The sequence below is a fragment of the Mycobacterium sp. 48b genome, from assembly GCF_048282725.1.
Taxonomy (GTDB): Bacteria; Actinomycetota; Actinomycetes; order Mycobacteriales; family Mycobacteriaceae; genus Mycobacterium.
Window position 1 is genome coordinate 3,664,454 of sequence record NZ_JBLVUL010000001.1, and the last position, 10,790, is coordinate 3,675,243.

13 protein-coding genes are annotated in these 10,790 nt (G+C 60.7%); 10 read left to right on the forward strand and 3 right to left on the reverse strand.

Features of this window, described 5'->3' with window-relative positions:
* Positions 1-32: 32 nt before the first annotated feature.
* The 8 genes from ACNQR1_RS17750 (at position 33) to ACNQR1_RS17785 (ending at position 3,014) form a co-directional block, all read left to right on the forward strand.
* Positions 33-878 (forward strand): ATP-grasp domain-containing protein, encoded by an 846-nt coding sequence (locus tag ACNQR1_RS17750; RefSeq protein WP_418047416.1) that lies wholly within the window; start codon positions 33-35, stop codon positions 876-878.
* A gap of 119 nt (positions 879-997) precedes the next feature.
* A complete protein-coding gene (locus ACNQR1_RS17755; RefSeq protein WP_165588891.1) occupies positions 998-1,174 on the forward strand; it encodes a hypothetical protein in 177 nt (58 codons plus the stop codon).
* A 64-nt stretch (positions 1,175-1,238) separates the two neighbouring features.
* Positions 1,239-1,499 carry a hypothetical protein gene (locus tag ACNQR1_RS17760; protein ID WP_131721855.1) on the forward strand — a complete coding sequence of 87 codons (261 nt, stop codon included), beginning with the start codon at positions 1,239-1,241 and terminating at the stop codon, positions 1,497-1,499.
* A gap of 98 nt (positions 1,500-1,597) precedes the next feature.
* Positions 1,598-1,885, forward strand: coding sequence for a hypothetical protein (locus ACNQR1_RS17765; RefSeq protein ID WP_418047417.1), 288 nt, complete (start codon positions 1,598-1,600; stop codon positions 1,883-1,885).
* A gap of 3 nt (positions 1,886-1,888) precedes the next feature.
* Positions 1,889-2,161, forward strand: a complete 273-nt coding sequence (locus ACNQR1_RS17770) for a hypothetical protein (RefSeq protein WP_047036720.1) — start codon at positions 1,889-1,891, stop codon at positions 2,159-2,161.
* Between the two features lie 256 nt (positions 2,162-2,417).
* On the forward strand, positions 2,418-2,642 hold the full coding sequence (locus ACNQR1_RS17775) for a hypothetical protein (RefSeq protein WP_047036719.1): 225 nt from the start codon (positions 2,418-2,420) through the stop codon (positions 2,640-2,642).
* On the forward strand, positions 2,635-2,811 hold the full coding sequence (locus ACNQR1_RS17780) for a hypothetical protein (RefSeq protein ID WP_165588890.1): 177 nt from the start codon (positions 2,635-2,637) through the stop codon (positions 2,809-2,811). Before ACNQR1_RS17775 ends, ACNQR1_RS17780 begins: the two co-directional genes overlap by 8 nt.
* Positions 2,808-3,014 (forward strand): hypothetical protein, encoded by a 207-nt coding sequence (locus ACNQR1_RS17785; protein WP_081396702.1) that lies wholly within the window; start codon positions 2,808-2,810, stop codon positions 3,012-3,014. The genes ACNQR1_RS17780 and ACNQR1_RS17785 overlap by 4 nt, the downstream gene beginning before the upstream one ends.
* A 220-nt stretch (positions 3,015-3,234) precedes the next feature.
* On the opposite strand, the gene ACNQR1_RS17790 is transcribed toward ACNQR1_RS17785, so the two are convergent.
* The 3 genes from ACNQR1_RS17790 to ACNQR1_RS17800 form a co-directional block, all read right to left on the reverse strand.
* A complete protein-coding gene (locus ACNQR1_RS17790) occupies positions 3,235-4,716 on the reverse strand; it encodes an ATP-dependent nuclease (protein ID WP_073914419.1) in 1,482 nt (493 codons plus the stop codon).
* 151 nt (positions 4,717-4,867) lie between these two features.
* The gene (locus ACNQR1_RS17795; RefSeq protein ID WP_205626389.1) at positions 4,868-7,399 is read right to left on the reverse strand and encodes a tyrosine-type recombinase/integrase; all 2,532 of its coding nucleotides are present in this window, start codon (positions 7,397-7,399) and stop codon (positions 4,868-4,870) included.
* Positions 7,396-8,667: a tyrosine-type recombinase/integrase gene (locus ACNQR1_RS17800; protein WP_033711450.1), complete on the reverse strand. Its 1,272-nt coding sequence runs from the start codon at positions 8,665-8,667 to the stop codon at positions 7,396-7,398. Before ACNQR1_RS17800 ends, ACNQR1_RS17795 begins: the two co-directional genes overlap by 4 nt.
* 73 nt (positions 8,668-8,740) lie before the next feature.
* Here ACNQR1_RS17800 and ACNQR1_RS17805 point away from each other — a divergent pair, with 73 nt between their 5' ends.
* Positions 8,741-9,454 (forward strand): hypothetical protein, encoded by a 714-nt coding sequence (locus tag ACNQR1_RS17805; protein ID WP_049234150.1) that lies wholly within the window; start codon positions 8,741-8,743, stop codon positions 9,452-9,454.
* A gap of 64 nt (positions 9,455-9,518) precedes the next feature.
* Positions 9,519-10,775: an ImmA/IrrE family metallo-endopeptidase gene (locus ACNQR1_RS17810; protein ID WP_076112076.1), complete on the forward strand. Its 1,257-nt coding sequence runs from the start codon at positions 9,519-9,521 to the stop codon at positions 10,773-10,775.
* Positions 10,776-10,790: the final 15 nt, after the last annotated feature.

Below are 10,790 nucleotides of genomic sequence, written 5' to 3' on the forward strand. Positions count from 1 at the left end.
TAGCATCATCTCTCCACTTTAGAGAGGACCGCATGGCCGCAGTGCAAATGTCACGTCCCCGACTAATTCTGGTGACGCATCAGACCTGGCGCGCCGAAGACTTGGCGCCGTGGGCCGATGTGCGCCTGGACTTTGGGCTAGACACCGCGGCCGGAGCCGATGCTGAGGCTGTGCTGTGGTGCCCGGGCGGATGGGCTGCGGCCGCAACGGTACGGCACCGCCACCTGCAGCTGTCCTCGGCCGGGCCCCGTTGGCTGGATTATCTGCCGACTGAACTGACCGGACGCGAGATCGTGACGTCGGAAGCTGGTGCGCTGCGGCAGACACCGCCTGTCATCTACGGCGGGACAGTATTCGCCAAGCTCCCTGAAACCAAGCACGATTCGTTTCCGGCGCAGCTGCGTTCACTCGATGAACTTCTCACAGATCTGAGCCGGCTACCGGACGGTGAGCCAGTGCAGCTGCAGACTCCGGTGCATTTCGACTCCGAGGTCCGTTGCTGGGTGCGTGACGGCCGGGTCGTCGCACGAGCCAGCTACTTTCCGGACCGGGCACGGGAGGACTGGCTGGATCTCGATGATCCGGTGCGGGCAACGGCGGCAGTCCTGTGGCTGGAAGAGGCACTGGTGACGTGTCATGTCCCTGTTCCGCCGGCCGTGGTGATCGACGTCGGCTGGTGCTCGGATCCCTGGTTCGGGGAGCCCGGCTGGCGAATCGTGGAAGCCAACGCCGCGTGGTCGGCGGACTGGTACGGCGCATTGGAGCTGTCCTCGGTAGTCGAGACAGTCATCGCGAGTCAAGTCGGCGTGTCGGATCGGTGGCGTTGGTATCCCAGCCTATTGCTGCTGCACTTGTCGTCGGGACTTACGCAGCGATGACTGCTTCATCGCTGCGTGGGGCTACGGCGCTACCGACCACCGGATAGAGGAGCTGCAAGGAATTGCGCTGCAGCACGAGGGCAGCAGCGCGAGGCTATTGGTAAAGCTAAGGAGTGAGCATGGCCAAGATAGTCATCACCTACGAGTACGAACCTAACCTTGACCACTACCCAACTGGCACGGAAACAGCTGCTGAGGCTATGCGATTCGACGTTGACCAGGTGCTGAACGGAAACACCTACTGGGGCGAATTGCTCGACGGCGACGGCAAGATTACCGCATCGGTGGTCGATTAGCCGCCACAGGGAATTGGTTTGCGGCGCAACGACTCAGCGCCGCATCATCGCAGTGGAGAAACCGATGGACGAGTGGCCCGCGATGCCGGAGAACGTGCGGAGTGAACTCCGCTTCCAGGGAATGTGCAAAACGTGCGCCGAGCAAGGGCGCAGGGTGCATGTGTGCGTCTGGATCTCCTGCCCGACCGGCGGTTGGTGGTCACATCGGGAACACCCCGACGACAACCACGACGCCGAAATTGGTTGGCAGCCTGAGGAAGCCATGGATGACCAGGGACACGTCTTCACTGTCGGCGAGTACACGCCGGGAGGAACAGCGGTGTAGACCCGCGCCCGAGCCGGAACGGCTGTTTCAAGGGTGCGAGCATGCGATCAGGTCCCGCTTGGGGATCACAGAACGAACCAATGACAAAGGGAGCAGCAATGTCCCAGACCGAACAGGTAAAACCGATCGACCTTCGTGAAGGCGACCCCATTGACCTCGCCCCACTCTTGAACGATCCGTCATCGCACCCATGGACGTGGCAGCCGTTCGGCGCTGACGACCGGAACCGGGCAGAAGCGATCGTCTCGGCCCGAGGCATGGCGCAATATGAGTTGGCGGTCGTGGAATCGGTGGAGCGCATCGATGGAGACAAGGTGGTCGTCTACAACGATCAGATCAATGTCACCGTCGCCGCGGATCGCCTCATCACCCGGACGGTGGGCTGAGCTGTGGCGAGCACCGACATCGTCGGCTACACGTTCCAGGCCGAGAATCTGTGTCCAACTTGCATGCGCGACAAAGTGATCACCTGGGGCAGGTTCGATCCGGAGTCCACGGCGTCCACTGAGTCGCTGCTTGCCGATCTTGCCAAAGTTGTCGGCGTCGACCACATGAACGAACGTACCTACGACAGCGGTGATTTCCCCAAAGTTGTGTTCGACAGCCAGGTAGAGGATTCCGAAGAACGATGCGGCGGCTGCCATGAGCCCCTCATCGGATAGCTCGTCGAGTCCGATCACCGATCCCGCCAGGGGAGTGGGCCTACGGCGATGGAGAGAGCATCGTTTCGTCGCGAGCTGGAGGAACTGAACGCATGGGCCCCAATCGCAGCGGCACTGGCCGACACAGTTCCGGTGACGTAGCTGCTCACAGCTCCCACCGAGGACGGCACCGTGCGCCTGATCCCCTCGTCCGCCCGGAGATCGAGATCGGATCGATGGATGCTCCCACCGATCCGATCCAAATTGGACCGCAACAATGAGCACCGCAGCCGAGCACGCGAAAGTTGCCCAGGACACCGCCCCGTACGAGTCGAAGCGGATCGCCAACGCGATTATCAACCGCTTCCAGATCCCCGCCGAGCACGCGCTGCGTGCGGCGACGGTGCTGGCTATCGACGATCGGCAGTGGGCATTCAAGATCAGACAGGGCTACTGGATAGACCCCGTCCTTCAAGCAATCGAGGCGACACGATATGAGTAACCTTCACGTCGGCGGTCAGGTCCGAATCCATGTTCGCGGCGTCGATCTTCCCGCCGAGATCGTCGCGCTGTCACGGTCGCGGGCGACGGTCGAATACATCGACGCCCATGGTGAGAAGCGCGCGACCAAGGTACCCATCAACGCCCTTACCCCGGTGGGCGTGGGATGACCGACGCGGTCATCGTCGATGTCGACGGGACTCTGTGTGACGTGTCGAGTGTGCGGCACTTCGTTGCTGCGCGGCCCAAGGATTTCGACGCATTCCACAGCGCCGCCGAAACGTGCCCGCCGCATACGCATGTGCTCGACGAAGTTCGTGAACTGCTCTTATCAGGCGTTAAATTCTCAAAACACGCCTTAAAGGTGCGTTGAAGTGCAGTTTTATCCACGCATACATGTAACCTATTAGGTATGAGCAGCCAAAATTTTGCCGACCGGCAGCGGCGTGGCGCGAGGTTGAGTGTGGGATACCGGGGTAAATGTTTTTTCTGAACTAACATTGGCCCCACGCATGGCCAATGCTGAAATTTCGATTTGGGCGATCGCGAAAAGCGATCTAGCGTAGTCGTAGCGTTACTCGGTGTCGAACCCGTTACCGGCGGTCACTCAATGTTTCTCGAAGGAATTCTCCGGTCGAAGTAAATTCGGTCGCATCGCGGGTGGAAGCGTAGACGCGGCATACCTCCGTGGCAATGTAGGTCTCGTCGAGCATTAATTTCTTAGCCACTGCGCGGATATAGTCGTGATGGTCGTCAACGCTGCTGATCACCTCTGCGATACTGATGCGGTGATTGACTTTGAAATGCTCTTCCACCTCGGCGCAGCCAAAAACCAATATCTCGGGCGCGACACCACCTGGTAGGCTTGCCACGAAGGGTTTGAGATCCTTCAAATCGCCTATTTTGATATCGCCGTCATACAGTCCGACTGCTCTAATGCCCGCTTTTCGCAAAAGTGAAACGGCCGATGGTATGTTTTGCGCATCTCCAACGCCCAGAACCTGGACCCCTGAGAGAAAGTCGCTAGCGCAACTACGGATTATCTCAATTGTGAGGCGACGGGAAAATTCATCCTCTACGCAAACGATCGCTCTTTCATTGTCCCGTGCATCACCATGCAAATATGCGTCTATCTGATAGGTGCTCAGCCCGGTCGCTGCGTCAATGAGACCATCCGGTTGTCGTTTCAGGTATACGACTGAATCGCGCCCAAGTTCCATCAGAATCGCAGAACTGTGAGTCGTTAGTATGATCTGGTGACCGCGACGGCCCGCCACGTCAACTAGGTATCTGGCGAGGCGGCGTTGAGCCTCGCCATGGAGCGAGGTCTCAGGCTCTTCAAGAACAAACAGGCTCTGCGTCGGAGCGCCTTCCATTGTGTTGACCATATAGACGACACGCCCTTCGCCGAAGCCCATATGATTCTCTGAGTACCGTTTCCCGTTTCGAGTTGCCATCGCCAACTCTGCGGTTCGGTTGGAATGGGTAACCTCGGTGAAGCCCAGCTCATCGTATGGTAATCCGAGTATCGTGGCTACGTTATTGGCCGCATCGTTTGGTAGTTCACGTGACGCGCCCAATTGGATACGGTGGCCACCGTATATAGACAAGTCACGGCGTTCGACCTTAGGTATGAACTGGGTAAAGCCGATGTAGTAACACGCTCTTTCAGGCTGTCGTTTGTAGCCAGACCATTCTCTAGCCTTCCTGCTAACCGTTACTTTTTGCGGCTCCGCCCCGCGCTCTACGCAATATGAATAAAATACCCTTGCATCGTCGCTGAATGGTGATGGGTCGGCCGCCGATACAGGGAAGAAATCCTTCACGTAAAATCTTGCAAGTGCCGCAGTGACCGCTTTTCGGTATGCGCAACTTGCAAGCCGGGCAATAGTGCTCTTTCCTGTTCCATTCAATCCTGACAACGCGGTAATAGGTGATTGAAATTCGATAGTAAGATCGGCAACGCCCCGAAAGCCGTGAATCTCAATGGACTGCAAGATCGGCCCGAAGTTGGCATATCTGTGGTCAGCCCTGAACTTTGCTGCCAGCTTCCGAACATTGTCGTCGTGGCTCATTTTGTTGGCTTGCCTCACTTCGACTACCAATGGATATCGTGCAAAAACACGGCTCATTCTGCCACTGATATCCACCACCGGCAGTCGGTTCGGGCCAGACACGGCCTTGAGATGCTTCACAGGTAAGCGCCAGATGCCGCTCGTCAGCTCGTCAGGGGCGAAGGGTGAACTCTCGGGAGCGTCCCAGTGCGAACTCCTCCGAACGCAGATCTGCTGCGGTTCGGGCGGTCATCTCCGGCAATGACGGTGTCGCGAGGAATACGGTCGCTTGCTGGCGTGCGCGGTGGTCGAGCTCGGCGAGTTTCTCTTCGGCGGCAGCCAGGCTCGTGCGTAGCCCATCGGCTTCTCCGAGCCATCCTGCTTCCTCGGCTTCAGCGACCCGGTCGCTGAGATTGTCGCGGATGGTCTCCAGGCGGGACCGCTGCGCCGGATCGACCCGAAGCACTGGGCAGCGGATGCAGCTGTGCTCGTGTTGACAACTGGTCCCGTAGGCGCGGCCGCAGTCCCCAAGGGCGAGCTTGCGACGTTCGAAATGCCCGAGGAATTCGTCCCATTCGGCGTCGGTCGGGGTGCGGTATTCCTCGCCGGGGCGCAGCGCTCGGCGCCGTGCGATGAACGCGCGGTGGCCGTTGATTGCTTCCTGGGGATAGATGGTCTTGTATCCCATGGTGGTGTTGATGTCCTTGTGCCCCAGTAGAAGTTGGGCGATATGTGGTGGCATCCCGTTCAGGATCGCGTCGGTGGTAAAGATTCGCCGGAAGTCGTGGGGCCGGAAATAGAGGGGTTGCCCGTCGGCGTCTTTGACGTCGGTGGCCTCGAACGCTTCTTTGATGGCTGTCCGGATCGTCGCGGTAGACAAGGCGGAGCGGTGGCCAACATCGTTCCATTGAAAGAGCAAGGGAGAAGGTGGTTCCCATACTCGCTCGTGTTCGTCGTAGAACGGCACCAGCGGTATCGACTCAGAGTCGCCCCGGACCCGGGTAATGATCGTGGCCAGTACATCGGCCAATTCGGGACTCACGACCAGGAGACGTTCCTGGTCGGTTTTCGATGGGGCGATATGCAACAGCGGGATGATCTCACCCGTCTTGGGTAGCTGATACTGGGTGATGCTGTGGTGGCTTGTTTCGAGCATCTCTTCGATTCGAACTCCTGTGTGGCGCAGAAACTCCACAGCCGCCCAGCCCCAGAACGCGCGGTTCTCCTCCCTGAGCAGATGCCGTTTGCGGCCCGAGGCGTCGACGGCGGCGGTGCGCTGCCGGCGTGTGCCGCGGCGACTCGATAGAACCGCTCTTGTGAACGTCTCACCACACACGGTGAATGTGTCGTCGTCGGTGGCCAACGCTGCCTCAAGCCGTACTCGAGCGTCTTGGGCCCGTTGTGCGGCGGCATCAACGATCGTCGGCAGGAATGGACGTAGATCCCGCGTGCGCTGGTCGATACGAGCCTTGCGCCGGGCGAAGGTCTTCTTCAATAGCACCTCGGTGGCGCTGATGGGACTCGGGACGGCCCACGGTGCCCAGCGAGCGGGGTCTTCGGTGGCCCACTGAGCAAGGTCAAGGTAGAAGGCACGCACCTGGTGCAGGATCGGGATGTAGTTGCCGCGCGGTGCGACCGTCTCGGTGACGGTTCCGTCGGGTAGCTGTCGGCGAGTTGTTTTGGTGCGCAGCCGTTCTTTCCATGCCGAGGCGACTTCAGGACTCAATTTCAACGACTCGATCCCGGGATGGTGAATTTCGAGGTCACGCCAGAAATTCGAACCGAGATAGCGGGCCAACCCCTCCAAACTGGTGTAGTCCAGCGCGGGTTGGCGTTCGGTTAGGTAGTCCACCAACAGGTCGCGGATTCTGCCGTTCTCCACGTGATAGCGATCGATGAGCTGTTCGGGTGTGAGTTGTCCTCCATAGGAGGTGATTCTGCGCAGAGTGGCGGGTGCGCCGCCGGTGAACACCCCGGCCGATCGCAGAATCGCATAGAACAGGTATCGGCGTGATCCAGTGAGGCACAAGCTAATTTCGACCTGGCGCAGCTGTACACAGTCGCCAACCGTGATGTCGGTGATCCCGCCGCCTTTGGCGGCGAGGATGGCAGCGATCTGCCATCGAGCCAGTCTGCCCGGCTGCGAGCCCCACAGATCGGAATCCGTAGCCGCCTCAATGGCAGCGAAACCGCCCGGATCGCGGCGAGCAGTCATGATGTCGGTCAAGTCAGGGTCGCGTTTGCGTGACGAAAAGAACATCAAGCTGGGAGACAAGACTTCTGCTGCGACCAAGACCAGAAAGCCGGCCTTAAGTGCTGACGCGCCGACGCGTCTGGTGTGAGCACCGAGCCACAATGCAGGCTCAGTGATCCAGTCCGCCTCGCGTTCCTCGGCTCCGCTTGTTATCCATCGTTGCTGCCAGGTGTCACCTGATAGGGACGCGAGCCAGCGCAACAGGCCTGTGGCACCACGGACTTGTTTGGGAGTCAACGGCATTGCGGCCCGGCCGGCCACGCTGATTCGCATCAACACCTCATCGATGGATGCTGCGCCGAGATCGGGGCAGGGTGCAGCGATACGGGCCGGAAAGCGCCGCAGCATGTCTTGGGCATACTCACCGCGCCCCGAAACCTGCCAACCCGTTGGTTTCACGCCTGGCGGCACAGCGGCAGTCACCACGTCGGGACGCGACGGAGTTTTCATCGGGTCGCTCCGCGGCTGAAGAGCACGTCGAGCGACTGTTGGTGATACCCCGCCGCCGGAGGCGCCACGTCACTGGGTTGTGCGGCGACGCGGCGCTGATGGGCCAGCGTTCGCGCGACCACGTCCTCCTCTGTGGGTGTGGTGTAGATCTGCGTGGTCGTCAGGTGAGCGTGGCCCAGTACCCACTGCACGTCCGTGATCGACATTTCAGGGTCATTGCTCATCCGGGTCGCGGCCGTATGCCGCAGATCGTGAATGGTCCAATTCGACCCCAGCGCATCCTGCGTACGAGAGAACATCGCCCGGGCCGCCGGATACGACACGGGCCGCCACGGCCGGCGCAAGGTCAGCCACAACGGATGCGACTTGCCGCGAGGTGCGCCCCGCTTCCACACCTGTTCCTGATACAGGCGCAGCCACACGAACGCATCCTGTGACGCGGGAAGCCATTGCACCGCCCGAGATCCCTTACGCGTCACACGGATCAGTTGTTGCCCCGGATCCACATCGAATTGTGTGGTCGACAACAGTTCGTCGGCACGGGCGCCCGTCGATACCCAAAACGCCAGCAGGGCACGATCCCTATGCGTGCGCAGATCTGCGAACAATCGGTTGAACTGGTCATCGGGAATGCTCTTCGGTATCCGACGCTGTCGTCGCGGACGGTACCGACCTGCCCGATCGCCAGACACCGCATCCAGCGGGTTCCGGTGAGCATTGCGCCGTCCCGGCCGACGTGAACGATCCAATGGGAACGGATTGACCAGCGGACCCCGCCCCAACTCGATCTGAAAGTCGTAGAACGAGCGCAATACCGCCTCAGCGTGCACTCTCGTCGACGAAGCGTAACGACTCGACGGTTCCGGCTTGCCAGTCACAGCATTCACTCCACCGTCACGCCTGGACGGTGCGGGAGCAGCTGCCTTATTTCCGTCACGGTGCCGCCAATGAACACGAACGGGCTTGTCGGCCAGCATCATCCAACGTGCGAAGTCACGGCCCTCGATCGATGTCGCGCGGTCCCAGTCCACCCCGACCGCAGCTAGAAACCTCCACCACCGCAACAGATCGTGACCATACGAGCGGATCGTGCCAGGCCGCCGATCTGCGGCCTGCAACTCGGCGAAAAACGCCGCGACTGGTTCAATGGAAATCCCGTTTGCGTCAAGCATGCGAAACGGCACCCAGCGGTCACCGGTCGCCTCAAGCCGGCCAACATCGGGCACCACCAGCACTGCAAGATTCCGCACCCCATCCGGATCGCCCATGACTCGGGAACGTACCAAAGCCCTATCTGACCTGCAATGATTCGTATCTTAGTTCAGTCAACAGATTTACCCCATGGAACTACACGACGATCCTCAGCAGTTGGTGGAGGAACTCGTCCGGCAGCATGCTCAGGTTTTGGGCGAGGCGCATGGGGATCTGGCTGCGCGGCATCCGGAAGTCCCAGATCGTTTTGTCGATCAGGGCAGCAATGTGCGACCGATCACGGTGTCGTGCTCGGTGTTGGAAACGTTTCTGCTATCGCGGTTACGGCGGGAGACTCCCGATTCGACTCTAAAAGTCAAGGCGGGCAACGGGATGGGAGTTCTTCTGCTCGACGGGAAGGGCTCGCGGATTTATGTGCGCAAGCATCCGCGCAATCGGCGGACTGGTCAGCTGATCGAGACTGTGCCGTTTGTGCCGGGTGGGGAGCAGTACAGCATCGAGGAGGTGCTGGGTCACCCGATCGGTGGCGAAGAGGGTATTCCCGAGCCGCAGAAGTATCGGGAATACCTGTTGTGGTGGCCGGACGGTCGCGGGTTTTTCGGCGGCGCGGTCCTCGCGGCGGGACTACTCCTCGACAATGTGGAGGTTCTTTACGGTCGGACACCGTTGCCGCCGCCGATCATGGAGGACCGCTCATTCAATGTTGGTCTCGGCGGGAGCCGTCGGGAGGGCGCGGGACCGGGGACTTTCGGGACACGGCGCCGCGACGACGACTTCGCCGAGGTCGACGAGGACGCTGCGAGCGATCAGGACGAGGAGGACGGTCCGCCGAAATCGTCGTAGCCATCGTGCACAGTGTTGGGTGCATGTGGGTTTCCCAACCCGGTGACGTTGAATTGAGCGCACGATGATTGAGGTTTTTGGTGCACGGGTCCGGCAGGCCCGGTTGTTGAGGCGGATGACGGCACGGTCGGTGGTGGAAGCCACAGGCTGGAGTACGTCACGGCAGTCCCAGATTGAGAAGTCGCTGACGGTGCGGCTCGAAGACGGCGATGTTGCGTTGCTGGCGGGGTTGTTCCGGTTTCCTGCAGCGTTTTTCAGCTCGGAGCCGCGGACACGGATCACCGCGAACGAGTTGCTGTTTCGGGCGCCGAAGTCGATGACGTTGGGTGAGCAGGAGTTTCTGGCGACGTTCGCGTCGTTGGCAGGCGATTTTCTCGGTGAGCTCGATGGTCGGTCGAAGCTGCCTCCGGTGAAGGTTCCGACGGTCAGTCCAGATGAGCTGGCACATAGTTCGATCACGGTGGCCGCGGCGCGTCTGCGTGAGGCGATGGGACTGGAACCCGATGAGCCGCTTGATGATTTGATGTATGAGGCCGAGCGGCTGGGTGCTCCGGTGATTGTCCGGCGCCGGGTCGCCGGTGAGTGGGAAAGCGAGTTCGCCGCTACCGGTGGGCGTTCTCGTGATGAGCGGCATTTGGGGTATTCGAGTTGGGTGGGCCGGTTGCGGGACCGGCCGCTGTTGGTGTTGAGGGATAGCGACTCGTGGGAGCGGACCCGGTTCACGGTCGCCCATGAGCTCGGTCATTTGGTGTTGCACAGTCACGCCTATTGCTCGGTCAGTGCCGCCGACGAGTTGGAGGCCAACCGGTTCGCGACCGAGTTGTTGGCCCCGGCAGGGGTCATCGCCGGTGAGTTGCCGCGGGTGCTGTCGCTGTTGAATCTGCGGCCGCTCAAAGCCAAGTGGGGTCTGTCGTTGGGTTCGTTGATCATGCATCTGCGGGATTCGGGGCTGATCGCGCCGGATCGGGCGAAAATGTTGACCACCCAGCTGCATTCACGGATCAACCCGGATACCGGGCACACGTGGGGTATGACGGAACCGGGGTGGGCTGACCGCGTCCCGGAGCGGCCCCGGCTGCTGCGTAAGTGGGTGGAGCGCTGCTACGGCGGCGCGTCTGTGCGGATGCTGAGCGCCCGGGATTCGATGATCTATCCCGCTGATGTGCTGGATTGGTTTTTGGCCACGCAGCGGCCGGCGCCGGCGGCCGAGCATAATCCGGTCGCGGCCAGTGTCGGCAATGGACGCACCGCGGCCCCACCGGCCGATGGCGGCTCCCAGGTGATCCGGTTGGACGATTTCCGTAAGGGCAGGCCATCGTGAATGTGGTGGGGTGCG